Source organism: Faecalimonas umbilicata, from assembly GCF_042846195.1.
Lineage (GTDB): Bacteria > Bacillota > Clostridia > Lachnospirales > Lachnospiraceae > Faecalimonas > Faecalimonas umbilicata.
The window spans coordinates 2,733,850-2,753,846 of record NZ_AP031411.1; the positions used below are offsets into that span (position 1 = coordinate 2,733,850).

Here is a 19,997-nt window from a genome sequence, read left to right on the forward strand (position 1 = left end):
TTTCCTATTACTTTTTGTTCTTATTTTTTACTTTTGATTTGCCGGCTCGATCGCAATGGATTTTCCTTTGATCTTCACATTCTGCATTGCGTGAAGAACATCTCTTGCATACTCTTTCGGCACTTCTACAAATGTATATTTATCAAACATATCAATCGTTCCGATCAGTTTTCCAGGCATTCCACTTTCTCCTGCAAGCGCTCCCAGAATGTCTCCCGGTCTTGCTTTCTGCTTCTTCCCAATATTGATGAACAGTCGGACCATTCCCGGCTCTTCCGCTCCGGTATCTCCGAAGTCAAATTCATCTTCCGATTCATTTTCATCTTTCATTCCGGTGTACAATTTCAAAAATGCGGCTGCCATATCCATTGCTGTATAGTCAGAATCATTGACTTTCTCCTCAATTGCATTGATCATCATGGTCAGATCTTCTTTTTCGATCATCTTCTCAATCTCTTCCAATACATTGTCAATCTTTGTATTTGCGACATCGTTCAATGACGGTACTTTCTGTGCGTAGATCTTTGTCTTGCAGTAACGCTGGATTTCTTTCAATTTATATACTTCTTTTCCGGAGACAAAAGAAAAAGAACGTCCAACTCTTCCTGCTCGTCCAGTTCTTCCGATCCGGTGTACATAATACTCTTCATCCTGTGGCAGATCATAGTTAAATACTGCCTCCACTTCATCGACATCAATTCCTCTTGCAGCCACATCTGTCGCTACAAGGATATCTGTCTTTCCACTTCTAAATCCCTGCATTACACGGTCTCTCTGTGCCTGCTTCATATCTCCGTGAAGTCCTGCTGCAAAGTATCCGCGCCCTAAAAGTGCAGTTACAAGCAGATCTACCTGCTTCTTCGTATTACAGAAGATCACAGAAAGTTTCGGTGTATAAATGTCAAGCAGACGTGTCAGCACTTCTTCCTTATTCTTCGGTTTCACCTCATAGTAGAACTGTTCAATATTCGGCACAGTCAGTTCCTTTTTCGTCACTTTGATCAGTTCTGCATTCTTCTGGAATTTCTTCGTAATCTCCATGATTGCCTTCGGCATCGTTGCGGAAAATAATACGGTCTGCCGCTCCTCTGGAACTCCTTCCAGAATCGTCTCGATATCCTCACGGAATCCCATATTCAGCATCTCATCCGCCTCATCTAAGATAACCGTATGCACCTGCTCCATTTTAATTGTCTTTCTTCTCATGTGGTCCATCACACGTCCCGGTGTTCCGATGATCAGCTGTGTTCCACTCTTCAAGGAACGAATCTGTTTTACAATTTCCTGCCCTCCATAAATTGGAAGTACTTTGATTCCATGCATATACTTTGCCAGATTCCGGATTTCCTCCGCCACCTGAATTGCAAGTTCTCTTGTCGGGCAGAGAACGATTCCCTGTAATTTCTTGTTCTTCGGATCAATTTTTTCCAGCATCGGAATTCCAAATGCGGCTGTCTTTCCTGTTCCTGTCTGTGCCTGTCCGATGATATCTTTTCCTGTCATCATAACCGGGATGGCTTTACTCTGAATCGGAGAAGCCTCCTCAAATCCCATATGTTTTACTGCTTTTTGAATCTCCGGGCAGATTCCAAGCTCTTCAAATCTTAATGTTTCCATTATTTGTTTCCTTTCCGTTCTTTCTGTATTTATCTATCCTGTCATTCATACTTTATTGAAAAGTAATTTATGACTAATATTTCCTACATGCTATTTCTGTCCATAAAAATGAGGCTGGTGCAAAATGAACTTTGCAGCAACCCCACTCATAAAGTACACGTCTTCCATCATAACAGATGCTCTGAATTTTGTCTATCTTTTTCTTTTCCTCTTGCATTTTTGTAATAGAAGTAGTAATATCAACATATACTTAATGTAGTATTTAAAACTACTTATCGTTTTATTCATCATTGATCAGGAGGCATTCTTATGAAACAAAGACATTTAAAAGATCCCGGAAGCGCGATTACTCATTTTATCGCAATGCTGATGGCTATCTTTTCCGCAACACCATTGTTGATAAAAGCAGCTCACAAAGGAGATCCCATCTATGTGATTTCCCTCGCAATCTTCATTGGAAGTATGATCTTATTATACACCGCAAGCACCTTATATCACTCCCTTGATATTTCCGAGAAAGTGAATAAGCGTCTGAAAAAATTTGACCATATGATGATCTCTGTGCTGATTGCAGGAAGCTACACACCCATCTGCCTGATCACCTTAAAAGGACCTGTCGGCTATACCATGCTTACAATCGTGTGGGGCATTGCAATTCTCGGAATCCTTGTGAAAGCGTTTTGGGTAAACTGTCCGAAATGGTTCTCCTCGGTTCTGTATATCGGAATGGGATGGACCTGCGTTTTGGCATTCACAAAACTTCTTGACACAATGTCCCCAGGTGGATTTGGATGGCTTTTAGCCGGCGGAATCGTCTATACCATCGGAGGAATTATTTACGCACTGAAACTTCCAATCTTCAACACCAAGCATAGGAACTTCGGAAGTCATGAGATCTTTCATCTATTTGTGATGGGCGGAAGTGTCTGCCACTTTATCGTGATGTATGTGTTCCTATTAAGATAATCCATAAAAAAGAAGACCGGAAACTTTCTTCCAAGCTTTCAGTCTTCTTTTCATCTTTTATTCTCCTTTGTTCAGCATATTCTCTACGACTTCTTTTCCCATCTGGTAAACCATCTTAGATCCATCTAGCTGCACATAATAATATGACCCGCTCTCATCCAACTTACCAATATTCAATGTAAGTGTCTGCTCTTTCTTATCATCGTCTTCATACACTGCCTCGATTTTGATCTTTTCATTTTCCTCTAATCCATACGATGCCAATTTTTGATCTTTCACCGCATATTCCACACAAGTTCCAAATGATGCTGCTCCGAATCCTCCGGCAATCGCTGCCAAATCTTCTTTCTGGCTCTCCTCTTTGGAATCGTATACGGTCTGATTGCCATTTTCTGTGATCGTCACTTGCTTCAAGTTTGCACTTCCAATACTTGGCAGTGTTTCTTTCTGAAGGAAGTCATTCCATTCATAAGAAATTGTGTCCAAACTCGTCCCAGAGACGGTGTACACTTTTTCTTTATCATTCAGAGTCATATAATAATTTTCCTCCACTGCATTTCCAAAGTAAAGTGTAGTCTCTGTCCCTTCACTATCTTTCAAATGGATTGTGTATTTCGGGTTTTCCAGACCGTAATCGGAAAGCTGATCTGTCTCTTTTAGTTCCCTCACTGCCGTAAGATTTCCAAAAGATGTTGCCATCGCATCAATATAGCTTTGGGCAACCGGAAACTCCTTGTCTTTTGTGTAATACCACACATCTTCATTCTTTGCAAATGCAAAATCATTTCCCTCATACTGATAAGAAATCTCCTGGAGATCCGAAATATCTGTCACGGTAACGGTATTCGCCTCAGCGGTCTCTGCTTCCTTCTGTTCCTGTTTTCGATTGTAACTTCCAAGTCCCAGATAAACAATGACAAGCACTGCCAGGGCGCCAGTCAAAATCAGTAGTGATCTATGTTTCTTCATATACGCCCTCCTGCTATGCCTTTCTTCGTTTCATCCATCTTGCAAATCCAGAGATCAGAATGATCGCCGGCACTCCAAAGATCATCAGCAGGCTGAATCCTCCGGCATACTGTACGGTATTATAGGTCACTGCAAGACTCTTTGGCTCGATCGCTGTATTTTCTACATCATCAAAATTACTTGTCACTGCATTCATAAACAATTTGAGGTTTTCTACCGTTGTAAAAGCATCTGTCAGCTGGCTATCGATCATCATCGGCGCTGAGATCACCGTCAGTCTTCCCTCATCCTCTGTCGCCACTGCACCAAGAATATATTCTCCCTGCTCCTGTTTATCCTCTGTTACTGCAAATCCATTCTCAGAAGTTGTCATAAATGGAGTAATACTGATCGTATCTCTTGCCGGATCTGTCTCAACCATTCCACGTGCATTCAAAAGCAGCACCATATTGCTTGACATTCCTTCCCCAAGTTCTCCAGAAGCATTGATTTCCGGGAAGAATGAATATGGATTCCCCTGGTATGCACGCTCCGTATCTGCAATATACCCATCTGCCATCTGAAGTCCGTATTCTTCCATAAATGCATCAAGATTTGGTGTCTCCTGATCTTCTGCACCAGAGATCAACATCATTTTTCCACCGTTTTTCAAATACTCAGAAAGTGTATTTTTTTCATCTTCTGTAATATCCGTGGTCGGTGCATACATAAACAAAAGATCACAGTCTTCCGGAATCTCACTGTTCATCAGCAGGTTTAGCTCTTCCATCGATAAATTTGCCTTCTCAAACAGTTCTGACAGGCTGGTAGATACTGTACTTTCTCCATGTCCACTCGTCCGGTAAATTTTCTTTGTCTCTTCACTTGTCACATAATTAACTGCGCTTGTGAGCTGTCCCTCCGCATCAAATTGTGACTCCTGCATCTGACCAGTCATATAGTAAGAAGACTGATCATAGACGATGATGTCTGTAAATGAAATCGTTGTTGTTTTTTCTGTATCCGGACAGGATACCACGATTGTATTTGAAGATGTATCATACTCAGTCAGTGCCGCAGGATGAATCACCGGATCGATCCACTCAACAGAAATTTTCCCCGACAATGCGACATATTTACTTAAAAATGTTTTGATTCTTTCATCTGTCGAAGATTTCTCCGCCAATACTTTTATTTCTACTTTTTTATCCAGTTTTTTCAGCATCTTTTTCGATGTATCTGTGATTTCATAGATTTGATTATCGCTGATGTCAATATTCCTCACAGACTCCGGGAGTCTTCCTGCGACGAGATTAATCACGATTACCACAGCAACTGCAACCGCTGTCAGCCCCAGACTGTACGCACCTCGTTTCGTATGAATCGTTCCAAATAGTTTTTTCAATTTCTCCACAATACTGCCCTCCTAACTCCAACGCCTTTTCTGAATTGTCTGCACGGTCAGAAAGACACATAGGAAAATCAAAGAAAAATAGAGTATCATTCCGCTGATGTCAACAATATGAGTAAATGCAATGTTTGTAAATGGCTCTGTCAGAATAAATTTTCCAAACAGATCTGGAAGCAGGTTATCAAACAGACTGGATTTTGCAAAATATGTTCCAATTGCTGCGGCAGCGCCTAACACTTCCACGCCTGCTGCAATCACCCAGTTTTTCGTCATCTGATAAATACCGATGACCAGAACTGTCAGAATCGCGAGAATCCCGATCAGACCTCCCATTGCCGACGTCGGCAGGAAGTTAACAAGTCCTTCCCACAAATACAGAATGAGAAGTACCCCAAATGTGCTGATTGCAGCAATGATCTGGCTCTCTGTGAGCGCAGATAAAAACATTCCAATTGCAATATAAACACATCCAAGAAGGAAAAATGCCAGAATTGCCATGTAATCAATGCCGATATGTGCTTCTCCCTGGCTTTCGATGATCAGTGGAAATACCGCATAGATTGCACATGGAACCGCAAAAACTGTAACCATTGCAAAATATTTTCCAAGCACGATCTGACTAAGACTTACCGGAGCTGTCAAAAGAAGTTGATCTGTTCTGCTTTTCTTCTCCTCCGCAAAGCATTTCATCGTAAGTACCGGGACTGCCACCAGCATAATAAAAAGTATAGAGTTTAGCGCATAAGAAAAATATGGATATCCCATATTCAGATTATACACCATGAAATAAATTCCGGTGATCGCTACAAGAAACGCTATAAATACATACCCGATCATAGAATCGAAATAGGATTTTAATTCTCTCTTATAAATCGCTTTCATCTTCTTCTCCTCCTTCCTCATCTGCCGAAACAGTCTGCTCGGAATCTCTTATCTCATCCTGCGTCAGTTTTAAGAAGACATCTTCCAATGTGATTCTTGACAGATTCAACTTCAGTAGTGCACAATGTTCCTCTGCAAATGTGTGGAAGATTTTCTCCCTAATATCCTTCTGATCTACGGTCTTGATAAAAATATCCGTCGTTCCATCCTGTTGTTCCTTATAGTCTACCGTTTCAATCTCCTCTATTTTGCTAAGAATCTCTCTTGCTCTTGTCTCTTCTGCTTTGGCTGTCAGTTCAATCGTTTCAGAACCATTTAAAAGCCACTCCAGATTCTCAGGAGTGTCACTTGCTACCAGCTTTCCATGCGCAATGATCATGACATAATCACAGACCGCCTGCACTTCCGCCAGAATGTGGGAACTCAAAATGATTGTATGATTTTTGGAAAGTTCCTTGATCAGCTCCCGTATCTCGATGATCTGTTTCGGATCCAGTCCGACCGTAGGTTCGTCTAAGATGATCACTTCCGGGAAGCCAAGAACTGCCTGTGCAAGCCCGACTCTCTGCTTGTATCCTTTTGACAGATTTTTAATCAGACGTCCTTCTACCTCCTCCAGCTTAACAAGCTTCAAGACGTGATCCACTTCTGATTTTCTATCTTTTTTCTTTACCTTTTTCAATTCTGCTGCAAAATCAAGATATTCTTTTACAGTCATATCCAGATACAGCGGCGGAATCTCAGGGAGATACCCGATGCTTTTCTTTGCTGCTTCCGGCTCCTCAAGAATGTTATGCCCGTTGATGAGCACTTCTCCTTCCGTGGCGCCTAGATATCCCGTCATAATATTCATGGTTGTAGATTTTCCTGCACCATTTGGTCCGAGAAATCCATAGATCTGACCACTCTCCACTGTAAAGTTGAGATGGTCTACCGCCAGATGACTGCCATAGCGTTTTACCAGATTTTTAACTTCTATCAACTTTTTACCCTCCCGACAAAATGTGTTTCTCTGGATCATGCTTTCGACTTTCCTGAATGATTTCCGCATCCATTACGGAATACTTTTTACACTGCTGCCAAAAACACGCTCTGATTTTTTTATTCTATAAAAGAAACTCGTTGATTCTGTGACAGTTATGTGTTCATTCTGTGAAAAGCTCCGACATCTTTCAGCATCTTTTGTCTTTTTCCATTGGAAAATAAGAAAGAACCAACCCTCTCATCGGATCAGTTCTTCTTTTTCCTTCCGGCTCAGCCGCTTTATCGCATATTCCCTTTTCATCGCTTCTTCTTTTGTTTCAAATGTCTCATAATAGATGAGTGTGACCGGTCGTCTCGCCTTTGTATACTTCGCACCCCTGCCCTGATTATGTGCCTCCATGCGGCGGGTAAGATCGTTTGTCCAGCCGGTATAAAAGGTTCCGTCACTGCATTTTACAATGTATGTATAATTCATGGATCCTCTGCTCATTTCCTTTATCTTTTCCTATTTCTACATTCTTCTTTAAAAACAGATTATTTTTTTATTTTAATCTGAGCGGAATCATTACAGATACTTTCGTATACTTTATCAGAAGAATTCCAAAATTTTTCAAATTGGAACTGATGTTTTTTTAACTTGTCTGCCAAATTACTTTGTCTGAGTAAATCACGTTTATAATCGCTGTTGGATTTACTTCCCGTCAGTTCTTTTATCTAGCTGATTGCACAACTTCTCAAAAATTCATCTTCTAAATTTTTCACCTGCATAATACACAATACCTGTTTTACATTAGAATCTTTTTGTAAAAAACGAATATTTTTTAACAAAGTATTCTTTTTACCAGTGTCTGTGTCAAATACCAGAACAACGATTGTTCCCGGTTTCAAAGTTCTTGTAATCAAACTTGTCAGTTCTTCTTCAATAACATTAAAAACTTGAACTTTACCGGGCTTGATCCATTGCAAATCTGTTTTGAGTGTATTAACAACTTTTCTGTCATCTTCTCCTTCAACAAAATAATGATATTGTTCCCTCTTCATATGTACTGATTACCCCTTTTAATTCATCTGACAAAGATTAGCAATTTCATATACAAATTCAACATTTGGTGCAGATGAAAACAAATCATTTTCTACTGCATTTCTCAGAGAATCTGTATTTCTTTTCAAATAGTCAGAAGCACTAATACATTTTATTGGCTCCTGCTCGTCATAGATATCTTTCTTCAAAAAGGCAAAGGTATGTTTTGGTAAATGTAAATCTAAAATATCTGTATTGTGTGTTGTAAAAAATAACTGATCGTTGTCTTTCAAACATTCAATCATCACAGATAAAAATGCCTTCTCAATATCACTGTGTATAAATGAAAATTTCTCATCACAATAGTAAAATCCATGATCTCCATTGATAATCGATGCCACTACCATTGCTAATGCAATCCCTGCTTTCGTGCCACTGGATAATATTTCCTGATCAACTACCTTTCCATCCTGCATAATCACATTTCTGTTTTTCATCCGAATCACAAATGCATTGTCAACACTTTGTATTCTTTCCACTTTTTTAATAGATGGATCAAGCGCTTTCAATGTTTTTTCTAAGATGTTCGTATATCTCTCAACGTGATTTTCTGGTATTTGATATCTTGTCAAAGAATCTGAAGGGTACTCAAACAGCCATGATAATCCTCTTATTTTCTCCAACTCTTCGACAAAATTATTCCCTTTTTGTAATTGTATCTCTTTAAATTTTTTACAACAACTCTCGTAACTGTCCTTTTTACTGATTTCTACTTTTTGCACATCCACTGCAATATCTGCCATCTCGTATCTTTCACTTATTCCAGGAGAAATTCTTGTGGCAATCCTATACATTGCATATTCATTTGTAATAAAATCCATTGTAAAAAAAGCATCTTGAGTTGTATCGTCAATGACTTTTGTGATTTTTTCGAACTGTTTTGTATCCATAAAATTAAACACAGCCATCAGGAATCGTCCAAAAGATGTCTTTCCTGTTGCATTTGCTCCCATCAAAATATTTACTTTTTTATAACGAAAATTTGAACGTCCCTGTAAAAACTCTCCTTTAATGGAAGAATCTACAATTTTCTTTGGATACGACATGTTCATCCTAAAATTCCTAAATGCAAAAAAATTATCCATTTCCACATTCATCACAATCATTTTTCTTCCCTCCCATACTATTTCTTCGTAATACACGAATTAATCCTCCTTTATTATACTCTTTTTCCCACCTCGATACAATCATATAGGATGTTTTTCTCTTCTGTTAACAAAAAAAGAAAAGATCCCAAAGCAGTTTTGCAAAACTTTCTCTTCAGGATCTTTTCTTTTTCTATTTTCTATTCGTATGCGATATGGTCCATTGGGTTGACTGGCTGTCCATCTTTTAACAGCTGGAAATATAAGTTTGGACCTTCTACACTGTAATACTTTGTTGGTTCGCTCACATAGCCGATCACACTGTTTTCTGTCACATACTCTCCTGGCTGTACCGGTACTTCTTTGAGTTGTCCGTAAATGGCTGCATAACCATTCCCCATATCAATACTTACGGTTGTTCCGGTCTGTGCATTTGTATCGACCGCTGAGACTGTTCCTGCGGCTGCCGCTTTTACTTCTGCACCGACTTGACCACTGATCACTACGGCTGGATTATACTTATACTGATCAAGTGTGGCAAAATAAATGCTCTGATCCATGCTGTAATTCATAATCACATTTCCGTCTACCGGCCACAGAAGGGTGTCTTCCTCACTGAAATAAGCTGCTGTTCCTGCAGCTGCCGTCTGCTCTGCCCCTGCATCCGTCTGTGCCGGAGTTTCCTTCGCATGTTCCGTAGCTTCTCCTTCTTCCTGTTGTTCTTCTCCGTCGGAATTTTGCGCTGCTTCTTCCTGCTCTGGAAGTACGATTCTATCTGTGTTGGCGGCTTCCGACTGCTCTTTTTCTTCTGCCTCTCGCTCTTTTTCTTTCTGTTCTTCTTCGGCCTTGGCAAGCTGCTCTTTCATCTCACGTTTGTAGCTGCTGAATGTATAAGCCCCTACCAGTGCGACAACTGCGATAAAACATATTGCGATTGCTGCTGCCATGCCTTTCCCCTTCATTTGGAATGGCTCTTCATTTTTCTTCATCTTCATCACCTCTGACTTTATTTTTGCCAGAAAGCGATGTGCTTATTCCAATTTTAAAAATATTTCCCCGCCATCTTTTAACTGCGCACCTTCATAAAAATATTGAAGGATTTCTTCGTATCCTTTTCCTTCTTTTGCCATCTGATTTGCCGTATACTGACTCATACCGACTCCGTGCCCGATTCCACCGGAAGTAATTTGCAGTTTTCCTTTCTGCTCCTGAAAAGAAAAATGACTGGAAGGTAATTCCAATGCTTCCCGAAATTCTTCTCCGGTGCAGGTTGCCTGACCAATCCGCACAGTTGTCACATATCCTGCCGCATCCGTTCCCTGTATTTCAAAATCATCAAATGTTGCTTTTTTGTCTTCTTTTGTCTCTTCGGGATTTTCTACTGCGGTTAAAAACTTGCGGCATTTTTCTTTTACTTTATGATATGGCAGCACACACTCCTGCAGCTGTTCTTTCGCCTCCAGATCCTTTGGACAATCTCTTGCCGGAAGATATGGATACGACTCGCCTCCAAATACTTCCTGCCCGCTTCTCGTCTTTCCTGCACTCAATTTGTGATATGGCAGCATTACATATTGATCCTGATACTGCAAAACCATTTGATCCGTTTCCTGCACTGCCCTTTTCAAATTCTCCTTGCAGGTTTCTGTCTCTTCCCCCCACTCCTGCTCCAACTCTTCCATGCTATAAAAATCATCGGTGAAAATAGTCTTTCTGTCATGGTCTAATTTCTCATAAAAACCAGATCGAAGAATCACCGCCTGCGCCTTCAGAGCTTCCAGTTCCGAATCGGCTGCCATCTCTTTTGCAAGAACTCCTGCGAGATATTTCTCCCACACGATCTCCTCGACTCTCGTCCCTACCTGCACCTTTACATAGTCTTCTTTTACGCGGCTGCTTGTTTTGATGTGGGCGCCATTCATAAAAAGTGTCACCACATATGGCAACAAAAATATAATGACCAACAGTGAAAATAATTCTCTGGCTTTTCTTCGCATCTCTTCGTCCCTCCTCTACAATGTATGGAGAGATTATGGAAACTATACCGTCATCTTTCATGAAATATAGAAAAAAGGAAGATGCCGCTTCACGATTTATTAATCGCCAAAGCAGCAGCACCAAAAAATTACTCTATTCTGATTTTCAATCCATTTTTACAGCCTTGGATCCGGCTTCACTGTCACTTTTTTCAATTTCCATATATCTGCAACGTACTCTTCGATCGTTCTGTCAGACGTAAACTTACCGCAGGATGCTGTGTTTAACAATGCCATCTTTGCCCACCTGTCCTGATCGCGGTATGCCGCTTCCACACGCTTCTGGGCTTCTGCATAAGAACGGAAGTCTTTGAGGATAAAGTAGGTATCTGCTCTGTCGCTGCTCTTTGTATTTAGTAATGAGTTGTACAGATCACGGTACAGTTCATGATCTCCATTTGCATAAGTTCCGTCCACAAGCTGGTCAACAACTCTTTTTAACTCCCAGTCACTGTTGTAAATATCCATTGGCTGATAACCGCCATTGTTCTCGTAATTAATGACTTCGTCTGAACTGAGACCAAAGATAAATGCATTTTCCATTCCAACTTCATCCACGATCTCTACATTGGCACCGTCCATGGTTCCAAGTGTCGGGGCACCATTTAACATAAATTTCATATTTCCGGTTCCCGATGCTTCTTTTGAGGCGGTAGAAATCTGCTCGCTGACATCCGCAGCTGCAAAGATCAGTTCCGCATTTGAGACACGGTAATCTTCGATAAAGACAACTTTAATCTTTCCATTGATACTTCTGTCATTGTTGATCACATCCGCCACAGAGTTGATCAGTTTGATCGTCTGTTTTGCACGCTTATATCCGGCTGCCGCCTTTGCCCCAAAAATAAAAGTTCTTGGATAGAAGGTGATCTCCGGATGCTCTTTCATCTGATTGTACAGATACATTACATGAAGAATATTTAACAGCTGACGTTTATACTCATGAAGTCTCTTAACCTGTACATCAAAGATTGATTCTGGGTCCACTTCAATCCCGTTATGCTCTTTGATATATTTTGCAAGACGGATTTTATTTTGATATTTGATCTCCATAAATTCTTTTCTTGCTTTCGGATCATCTGCCAGCGGTTTTAATTTTGCCATCTCGGAGAGATCTGTGATCCACTTGTCTCCGATATGCTCTGTCACCCAGTCTGCAAGCAGTGGGTTTCCATGAAGTAAGAATCGTCTCTGTGTGATTCCGTTTGTTTTATTATTAAATTTCTCAGGCATCATCTCGTAGAAATCTTTCAGCTCTTCGTGTTTTAAGATCTCTGTATGAAGCTTTGCAACACCATTGACAGAAAATCCTGCAACAATTGCAAGGTGTGCCATTTTTACCTGTCCATCGTAGAGAATTGCCATTTTTCTGACTTTCTCTTCATTTCCCGGATACATCTGGCGCACTTTTTCTACGAAACGGCGGTTGATCTCTTCTACAATCTGATATACTCGCGGAAGCAATCTGGAGAACAGATCGATCGGCCATTTCTCAAGCGCCTCAGACATGATCGTATGGTTTGTGTATGCACAACATTTTGTTGTAACATTCCATGCATCATCCCAGCTTAATCCTTCCTCGTCCATCAGAAGACGCATCAACTCTGCAACCGCTACAGTCGGGTGAGTGTCGTTCATCTGGAAGATCACCTTCTCATGCAGACGGCGAATATCATCATTGGAGCGTTTGTATTTATCAATGGCTTCCTGAAGACTTGCAGAGATGAAGAAATACTGCTGTTTCAAACGTAATTCTTTTCCCGCATAATGATTATCGTTTGGATAAAGCACCTCCACAATTGTTTTTGCAAGATTTTCCTGCTCCACAGCTTTGTGGTATTCCCCACGATCAAAAGAATCTAAACGGAAAGATGTGATTGCTTTCGCATCCCAGATCCGCAATGTATTTACCACATTATTTCCATAACCGACGATTGGCATGTCGTATGGAATTGCAAGCACGGACTCAAAATTCTCCTGGATAAATTCATCTCTTCCAGTCTCATAATTGTGCTGCATACGGATCGTACCGCCGAAGCGGACTTCCTTTGCATATTCGTCCCTGCGAATTTCAAATGGGTTCCCGTTTTGCAACCAATTATCCGGTGTCTCTACCTGATACCCATTTTTAATTTTTTGTTTGAACATTCCGTAATGATAACGGATCCCGCATCCATATGCAGGATAGCCAAGAGAAGTAAGAGAGTCCAGAAAGCAGGCTGCAAGACGTCCCAATCCACCATTTCCAAGGGCCGCATCCGGCTCCTGATCTTCCACTGCATTCAAATCGATTCCCATTTCTTCCAGAGCCTCTTTCACATCCTGATAAGCAGTTAAATTGATCAGGTTATTTCCGAGTGCCCTTCCCATCAAAAATTCCATCGACAGATAATACACTGTCTTTGGTGATTCTTTTTCGTATACTTCCTGAGTCGCAAGCCAGTTGTCAATAATATATTCTTTTACAGCATAAGACACCGCCTGAAATGTCTGCTGCGGTGTTGCCTCATCTATCGTTCTTCTATACAAAGTCTTCACATTGTTCTTGACTTCTTTTTTAAACGCTTCTTTATCAAACTTAAAATCCGACACTTTCTCTCTCCTCTCTCTTTTATCCCCGCACCTCTTTCTGACGTGCGGGGATCATGCTCGTGTACCGTCTCTTTAATCTGTGTAACTCTCTCTTAAATTAACGCTGTACACCCATATTTACTTTTTCACCATTGATGTTCCACTCTTTGACATATCCTGCCGGAGTCTCCTGCTTCATCTCTGTCGCAAGCACTTCGCCCATGATCTCTGTCTGATATTTTGCGAACACTTCATTGGCCTTCTCTGTTCCTTCGTAATATACTGTGATCTTGTCTGTCACTTCGAAGTCTGCTTCTTTTCTCATTGTCTGGATCTTACTGATGATCTCTCTGACAAATCCTTCTTCCAAAAGCTCTTCTGTCAGGTTTGTATCCAACACAACTGTCACACCGTTGTCGCTCTCAGAAACATATCCTTCCATCTGTGCCATATCGATCAGCAAGTCCTCTTTAAATAATGTCACTTCCTGTCCATTCACATCCAGTTTCAGGGATCCTGTCTCATTCAGCTCATCCATTGCCTTGTTTCCATCCAGATTTTCAAGGGCAGCTTTGATTCCACCTAACATTTTACCATATTTTGGTCCAACAGTCTTCAACTGCGGTTTAAATGTATATGAAGTAAATGCGCGAACATCATCTGTAAATTCCATTTCTTTTACATTTAACTCTTCTTCCACAATCTCCTGGTAAAATTCTGGTAAAGTTACAGAAGACTTCACGAACATTTTTCCGATTGGCTGACGGTTCTTAATGTTTGCAGTATTTCTGCATGCACGTCCCATCACAACTAATTTCAGAACTTCATCCATATTCTCTTCTAACTCACGGTCGATCAACGCTTCATCTGCAACCGGGAAGTCACATAAGTGGATACTTTCCGGAGCTTCTTTGTCGATGCTTCTGACAAGATTCTGATAGATATCTTCTGTCATAAACGGAATCATTGGCGCAGCTACTTTTGCCACAGTCACAAGTGCTGTGTAAAGTGTCATATACGCGTTGATCTTATCCTGCGGCATTCCTTTTGCCCAGAAACGCTCACGGCTTCTTCTGACATACCAGTTACTCATATCATCCACAAATTCCTGAAGTGCTCTTGCACTTTCCGGAATCCGGTAATTTTCCAGATTTGTATCTACAGTCTTGATCAATGTATTCAATTTGGACAACAGCCATTTATCCATAACCGGAAGTTTCTCGTATTCCAGCTGATATTTTGTCGCGTCAAACTGATCGATCTCCGCATATAATACGAAGAATGCGTAAGTGTTCCAAAGTGTTCCCATGAATTTACGCTGTCCTTCTGTCACGATCTTACCATGGAAACGGTTTGGAAGCCACGGTGCACTGTTGATATAGAAATACCAGCGGATCGCATCTGCTCCGTACTGCTCTAATGCTTCAAACGGATCGACTGCATTTCCTTTGGATTTACTCATCTTCTGTCCTTTTTCATCCTGCACATGTCCAAGCACGATAACATTCTTATATGGCGCTTTGTTAAATACAAGTGTCGAGATTGCAAGCAGAGAATAGAACCATCCTCTTGTCTGGTCTACCGCCTCGGAAATAAAGTCTGCCGGGAACTGCTGCTCAAATAAATCTTTATTTTCAAATGGATAATGGTGCTGTGCAAACGGCATTGCCCCACTGTCAAACCAGCAGTCGATAACTTCCGGCACACGGTGCATCTCTTTTCCACAGTGCGGACACTTGATCGTTACTGCATCGATAAATGGGCGGTGCAGTTCGATATCATCCGGACAGTTGTCTGACATTGATTTCAGTTCTTCAATGCTTCCGATGGAATGCATATGCCCACATTCACATTCCCAAACATTAAGAGGAGTTCCCCAGTATCTGTTACGGCTGATTCCCCAGTCCTGTACATTCTCAAGCCAGTCTCCGAAACGTCCTTTTCCGATGCTTTCCGGAATCCAGTTGATCGTATTGTTGTTTCTGATCAGATCTTCTTTTACTTCTGTCATCTTGATGAACCATGACTCACGCGCATAATAAATCAATGGAGTATCACATCTCCAGCAGTGTGGATAGCTGTGTTCAAAATTCGGAGCAGCAAAGAGAAGTCCTCTCTTCTCCAGATCTTCTAATACCATCGGATCTGCTTTCTTACAGAATGTTCCTGCCCATGGAGTTTCCTCTGTCATCTCACCCTTTTCATCTACTAACTGAAGGAATGGAAGGTCATATCTGCGTCCAACCTGCGCATCATCCTCACCAAATGCAGGTGCAATATGAACGACACCAGTACCATCTGTAAGTGTAACGTAATCAGCACATGTCACATAGTATGCCCGCTTATTTAACTCTACAAACGGGAATAACGGCTCATACTCTTTATTTTCCAAATCTTTTCCGACATAAGTCTCTACGACTTCCACATCACCTTCCAGCACGGTATCCACAAGTGCCTGTGCCATATAGTATGTGTAACCGTCATTTTTTACTTTTACATAAGTTTCATTCGGGTTGACACAAAGTGCAACGTTAGAAGGAAGTGTCCATGGCGTTGTTGTCCATGCAAGGAAGTAAGCATCTTCTCCCTTTACTTTAAATCTTACGATTGCGGAACGCTCTTTGACATCCTTGTATCCCTGTGCGACTTCGTGGCTGGAAAGCGGAGTTCCACAACGAGGGCAGTAAGGTACAATCTTATATCCTTTGTATAACAGTCCTTTCTCCCAGATCTGTTTTAATGCCCACCACTCAGACTCAATAAAGTTATTGTCGTAAGTAACATATGGGTTATCCATGTCTGCCCAGAATCCAACTGTCGCAGAGAAATCTTCCCACATTCCTTTATATTTCCATACACTGTCTTTACAATGTTTGATAAATGGCTCTAATCCATATTCCTCAATCTGCTCTTTTCCATCCAGTCCAAGCAATTTTTCCACTTCCAGTTCCACCGGAAGTCCGTGTGTATCCCACCCGGCTTTTCTTGGTACCATATATCCTTTCATGGTACGGTATCTTGGAATCATATCCTTGATGACACGAGTCAGCACATGTCCGATGTGCGGTTTTCCATTGGCAGTCGGAGGTCCATCGTAAAATGTATATGTCTCCCCTTCTTTTCGGTTTTCCATACTTTTCCGGAAGATATCATTCTCTTCCCAGAATTTTTCTGTTTTCTTCTCACGGTCAACAAATTTTAAGTCCGTAGATACTTTCTGATACATACTGATTCTCCTTTACTTTCTATATTTCATAAATGCGGTCCTGCCGGCCCGGTTGCAAAGTAATCTTAAAAATGGAACATAAGATTTTCCTATGTAATAAAAAAACTCCCGCCCTGTAAAAGGACGGAAGCATAATCTTTCGTTTTACCACCTGTTACAACATACCAGCATATGCGCTCCCGATAACGGCGGAATCCCGTCAGTGCTTACTTATTTTTCCAAAAAATGTTCAGCCCCTGCAACTCAGAAGTGATATTCAAATATACTTTACTCCTACCAGGCTTCCACCATCCCCGGCTCGCTTTGATTTTCCGGTATATTCTACTGTCTTCGTCAACGTCTTTATCTATACAAATTCCATTATAGAAACATTTCACGCCGCCGTCAAGAGTTGTTTGTGATGTTTTTCTCAACTTTTCTTTACCATTTTTTCATACTCTATTTATGGATTGTGTGACGTTTTCATGGTAGAATCAGAATAACTTAAAAACTTGCGGAAGTTAACTCCCCACAATCACATTCTTTGCTGCAGCAATCAGAATCCCAAAAGAATATTTGAAAGGTGGCTCACAATGCAAGCAGAAAATATACTCGCTAAAAATATTTCGGCAGCAGGCAGGAAGTCCTCTTACGATGCTGCCTGTAAGCGCCTTCTTGCCAATAAGATTATTCTGGCATGGATTATGAAAAGTTGTCTGGTTGAATATAAAGACTGTGATGTAAAGGAAATTGCAGAATGTTACATCGAAGGAGAACCTCAGATTTCCAGCATAACTGTCAATCCAGATGAATCTTCCAACACAGAACAGATTACCGGAATGGCAACAGAAGACGCTACGATTACAGAAGGAACAATTACTTATGATATCCGTTTCTTTGCCACAATCCTGTCTTCCACACATCAGATTCGTCTTTTTATCAACCTGGAAGCTCAAAATGATTTCTATCCGGGATATCCTATTATCAAAAGAGGATTATATTATTGCAGCCGGATGATTTCCTCCCAATACGGTACAGAATTCTCATCTTCCGAATATGATCAGATCAAAAAAGTTTACTCCATCTGGATCTGTATGAATCCTCCGGAAAACCGGAGAAATACAATCACCCGCTACTCCATCCATGAGGAAAATATAGTCAGCAATGTACACGAGATTCCCCAAAACTATGATCTTCTCTCTGCAATCATAATCTGCTTGAGTGATTCTGAGCAGGAGGCTGACAGCGGCGTGTTAAAATTATTAGAAGTACTGCTCTCCCCTACCCGGGAGGCAGCAGAAAAAAAGCAAATTTTGCAAGATGATTTTCATATTAAAATGACCAGGAAATTAGAAAAGGAGGTTTCCACTATGTGTAATTTGAGCAAAGGAATTGAAGAAATTGGACTGAGAGAAGGTAAGAAAGAAGGAATTCTGTTTTCTATTCAATCTCTCATGGAAACTATGAATTTTACAATGGAAGAAGCAATGAATGCCCTGAAAATTCCAAAAACAGAGCAGGAACAATATACAAAGAAATTGAAACAGAAATAGATCTCTATAAAAAATTCCTTATAGAACTATAACAAAAAAGGTGATGCCAAATGAAATACCGGTTATCATTCGATTGATTCTAATTTTCTCTTAAATCCGGTTTCATTTTCCATCACCTTTTTGTGAAACTGTCAAAAATATCTTTTAAATTTTTTCTATCAAAAATATCCGTTAAAATTTACAATTCTTCCCTCGTCACATTTTTCAGCCATTTGTAACTCTTATAACGATACCACGTGATCGGAATCTTAATAATCTCATCACTCATCAGGATCATATAGACCACCGGCACATTACAGTGAAATACAAATGCAGCAAGTGCTCCAAACAAGATCGAACAGCCCCACATGGTGGACATATCCAGTATCAATCCAAACTGTGTGTCACCACCGGAACGGAACGTCCCAACAACCAATGTCGTATTATATGCCTGTCCTACTACAAAATAAGACATAACAAAAAACATAAACCGCATGTACCATCTGGCAGTCTCTGACAATGTCATCGCCTCCGCCATAAACGGAGCAATCGCAAGGATTAAGATTCCACCGAGCACTCCCATCAGTACACTGAGCCATACGAACCTGCGCGCATAGGCTTTTGCATGTTCGTATTTTTTCTCCCCGATTGTCTTTCCAAGATAAATTGCCGTCGCACTTGCCAGACCGAATGCAACCACTGTTGCAAGCTGTCTTGCCACTTGCGCCACAGAGTTTGCCGCAACCGCTGCACTTCCCATATGCCCAAGCACCGCTGTGTTTGCCGCAGTTCCAAGCCCCCATAGTACTTCATTCAAAATAACCGGAAATGCATATTTCAAGAAATCCCTGTTAAGCACTTTCTCTGTATGAAGAAAGTATTTCGTATGAAACTTAATATCCTTATTCCAAAAGTGAGAGTATAGACAGACTAAGGCCATCTCCAACAATCTCGCAGTCAGTGTACCGATTGCGGCACCTTTGACTCCCAATGCCGGCATTCCAAACAATCCAAAGATCAACACCGCATTGATGCCCACATTACAGATCAGAGAGCATAAGTATACAACTGTCGCCACAACAACCCGCTCTACACTTCTCATAATATAAAGATAGGTCTGCGTAATCCCCATAAAAATATAAGACCAGCTGACAATCCGAAGATAGACCACTCCTTGTTCTATCACCTCTGGATCTGAAGTAAAGATCTTCATCAATGTATGGGGAATACACTGGGCTGCCACAAAAAATACAGCTGTCACAATTACGGCTGAACGCATTCCAAGTCCTAATATCTTCTCAATTGTGCAGATATCCTTCTTCCCCCAATACTGAGCAGTCAAAACGGTCGCCCCGGAAGTCAGCCCAAATAAAAACAGTGTCATAATATACTGTACCTGCCCTGCCAGAGAAGCACCAGAAAGCGCATGCTCCCCAACCTTCCCAAGCATCACAACATCGGCTGCCGTCACACCTACATTGATCAGATTCTGAAGCGCCATCGGAATGACAAGCGCTAACACACTGAGATAAAAATGCTTCCAGTTTATATTCAAATGTTGCTCTGATTCTTTTACTTTTCCAAACATCCTTTTCCTCCTTCGTTCCTCTTTTCTTTTTTCCTCAAAATCCTAACTGATTATAGTACGAAGCTTTCTCCTGTGCAAGTCAAAATTTTTT

At 41.0% G+C, this 19,997-nt stretch carries 15 protein-coding genes; 2 read left to right on the forward strand and 13 right to left on the reverse strand.

Features of this window, described 5'->3' with window-relative positions; genetic code table 11:
• Positions 1-27: 27 nt before the first annotated feature.
• Positions 28-1,617: a DEAD/DEAH box helicase gene (locus ACGG81_RS13180; protein ID WP_009263430.1), complete on the reverse strand. Its 1,590-nt coding sequence runs from the start codon at positions 1,615-1,617 to the stop codon at positions 28-30.
• Positions 1,618-1,926: 309 nt separating this feature from the next.
• Between ACGG81_RS13180 and trhA the strand changes: the two genes are divergently transcribed.
• Positions 1,927-2,583, forward strand: coding sequence for a PAQR family membrane homeostasis protein TrhA (trhA, locus tag ACGG81_RS13185; protein ID WP_009263431.1), 657 nt, complete (start codon positions 1,927-1,929; stop codon positions 2,581-2,583).
• 57 nt (positions 2,584-2,640) lie between these two features.
• Here the strand turns inward: trhA and ACGG81_RS13190 are convergent, their stop codons facing one another.
• From ACGG81_RS13190 to ileS, 11 genes are all read right to left on the reverse strand, one after another.
• Positions 2,641-3,552, reverse strand: coding sequence for a DUF4340 domain-containing protein (locus ACGG81_RS13190; protein ID WP_117577459.1), 912 nt, complete (start codon positions 3,550-3,552; stop codon positions 2,641-2,643).
• A gap of 13 nt (positions 3,553-3,565) precedes the next feature.
• Positions 3,566-4,945: a Gldg family protein gene (locus ACGG81_RS13195; protein WP_117577461.1), complete on the reverse strand. Its 1,380-nt coding sequence runs from the start codon at positions 4,943-4,945 to the stop codon at positions 3,566-3,568.
• 12 nt (positions 4,946-4,957) lie between these two features.
• Entirely contained in the window at positions 4,958-5,824 is an 867-nt protein-coding gene (locus ACGG81_RS13200; RefSeq protein ID WP_117577463.1) for an ABC transporter permease, read from the reverse strand.
• Positions 5,808-6,845 (reverse strand): ABC transporter ATP-binding protein, encoded by a 1,038-nt coding sequence (locus ACGG81_RS13205; protein WP_117577465.1) that lies wholly within the window; start codon positions 6,843-6,845, stop codon positions 5,808-5,810. Before ACGG81_RS13205 ends, ACGG81_RS13200 begins: the two co-directional genes overlap by 17 nt.
• A gap of 201 nt (positions 6,846-7,046) precedes the next feature.
• Complete coding sequence (locus tag ACGG81_RS13210; protein WP_009263444.1) at positions 7,047-7,283, reverse strand: GIY-YIG nuclease family protein; 237 nt, start codon at positions 7,281-7,283, stop codon at positions 7,047-7,049.
• Between the two features lie 239 nt (positions 7,284-7,522).
• Positions 7,523-7,849 carry a hypothetical protein gene (locus tag ACGG81_RS13215; protein WP_390108755.1) on the reverse strand — a complete coding sequence of 109 codons (327 nt, stop codon included), beginning with the start codon at positions 7,847-7,849 and terminating at the stop codon, positions 7,523-7,525.
• 18 nt (positions 7,850-7,867) lie between these two features.
• Positions 7,868-9,031 carry an ATP/GTP-binding protein gene (locus ACGG81_RS13220; protein WP_242990046.1) on the reverse strand — a complete coding sequence of 388 codons (1,164 nt, stop codon included), beginning with the start codon at positions 9,029-9,031 and terminating at the stop codon, positions 7,868-7,870.
• Between the two features lie 143 nt (positions 9,032-9,174).
• Positions 9,175-9,963, reverse strand: a complete 789-nt coding sequence (locus ACGG81_RS13225; protein ID WP_270602152.1) for a M23 family metallopeptidase — start codon at positions 9,961-9,963, stop codon at positions 9,175-9,177.
• A gap of 42 nt (positions 9,964-10,005) precedes the next feature.
• Positions 10,006-10,971 (reverse strand): SpoIID/LytB domain-containing protein, encoded by a 966-nt coding sequence (locus tag ACGG81_RS13230; protein WP_390108758.1) that lies wholly within the window; start codon positions 10,969-10,971, stop codon positions 10,006-10,008.
• 156 nt (positions 10,972-11,127) lie between these two features.
• Positions 11,128-13,602 (reverse strand): glycogen/starch/alpha-glucan phosphorylase, encoded by a 2,475-nt coding sequence (locus ACGG81_RS13235; protein WP_120105773.1) that lies wholly within the window; start codon positions 13,600-13,602, stop codon positions 11,128-11,130.
• 97 nt (positions 13,603-13,699) lie between these two features.
• Complete coding sequence (ileS, locus tag ACGG81_RS13240) at positions 13,700-16,807, reverse strand: isoleucine--tRNA ligase (protein WP_008977214.1); 3,108 nt, start codon at positions 16,805-16,807, stop codon at positions 13,700-13,702.
• 572 nt (positions 16,808-17,379) lie between these two features.
• On the opposite strand from ileS, the gene ACGG81_RS13245 reads away from it, so the two are divergent.
• On the forward strand, positions 17,380-18,339 hold the full coding sequence (locus ACGG81_RS13245; RefSeq protein ID WP_390108761.1) for a hypothetical protein: 960 nt from the start codon (positions 17,380-17,382) through the stop codon (positions 18,337-18,339).
• A 178-nt stretch (positions 18,340-18,517) separates the two neighbouring features.
• Here the strand turns inward: ACGG81_RS13245 and ACGG81_RS13250 are convergent, their stop codons facing one another.
• Positions 18,518-19,906 (reverse strand): MATE family efflux transporter, encoded by a 1,389-nt coding sequence (locus tag ACGG81_RS13250; protein ID WP_008977216.1) that lies wholly within the window; start codon positions 19,904-19,906, stop codon positions 18,518-18,520.
• Between the last annotated feature and the right edge of the window lie 91 nt (positions 19,907-19,997).

Coding starts and splice junctions, on each gene's coding strand:
- ACGG81_RS13190 (WP_117577459.1), bottom strand. CDS start 3,552: ATGAAGAAACATAGATCACTACTGATTTTGACTGGCGCCCTGGCAGTG.
- ACGG81_RS13245 (WP_390108761.1), top strand. CDS start 17,380: ATGCAAGCAGAAAATATACTCGCTAAAAATATTTCGGCAGCAGGCAGG.
- ACGG81_RS13230 (WP_390108758.1), bottom strand. CDS start 10,971: ATGCGAAGAAAAGCCAGAGAATTATTTTCACTGTTGGTCATTATATTT.
- ileS (WP_008977214.1), bottom strand. CDS start 16,807: ATGTATCAGAAAGTATCTACGGACTTAAAATTTGTTGACCGTGAGAAG.
- ACGG81_RS13205 (WP_117577465.1), bottom strand. CDS start 6,845: ATGATCCAGAGAAACACATTTTGTCGGGAGGGTAAAAAGTTGATAGAA.
- trhA (WP_009263431.1), top strand. CDS start 1,927: ATGAAACAAAGACATTTAAAAGATCCCGGAAGCGCGATTACTCATTTT.
- ACGG81_RS13200 (WP_117577463.1), bottom strand. CDS start 5,824: ATGAAAGCGATTTATAAGAGAGAATTAAAATCCTATTTCGATTCTATG.
- ACGG81_RS13215 (WP_390108755.1), bottom strand. CDS start 7,849: ATGAAGAGGGAACAATATCATTATTTTGTTGAAGGAGAAGATGACAGA.
- ACGG81_RS13210 (WP_009263444.1), bottom strand. CDS start 7,283: ATGAATTATACATACATTGTAAAATGCAGTGACGGAACCTTTTATACC.
- ACGG81_RS13180 (WP_009263430.1), bottom strand. CDS start 1,617: ATGGAAACATTAAGATTTGAAGAGCTTGGAATCTGCCCGGAGATTCAA.
- ACGG81_RS13250 (WP_008977216.1), bottom strand. CDS start 19,906: ATGTTTGGAAAAGTAAAAGAATCAGAGCAACATTTGAATATAAACTGG.
- ACGG81_RS13225 (WP_270602152.1), bottom strand. CDS start 9,963: ATGAAGAAAAATGAAGAGCCATTCCAAATGAAGGGGAAAGGCATGGCA.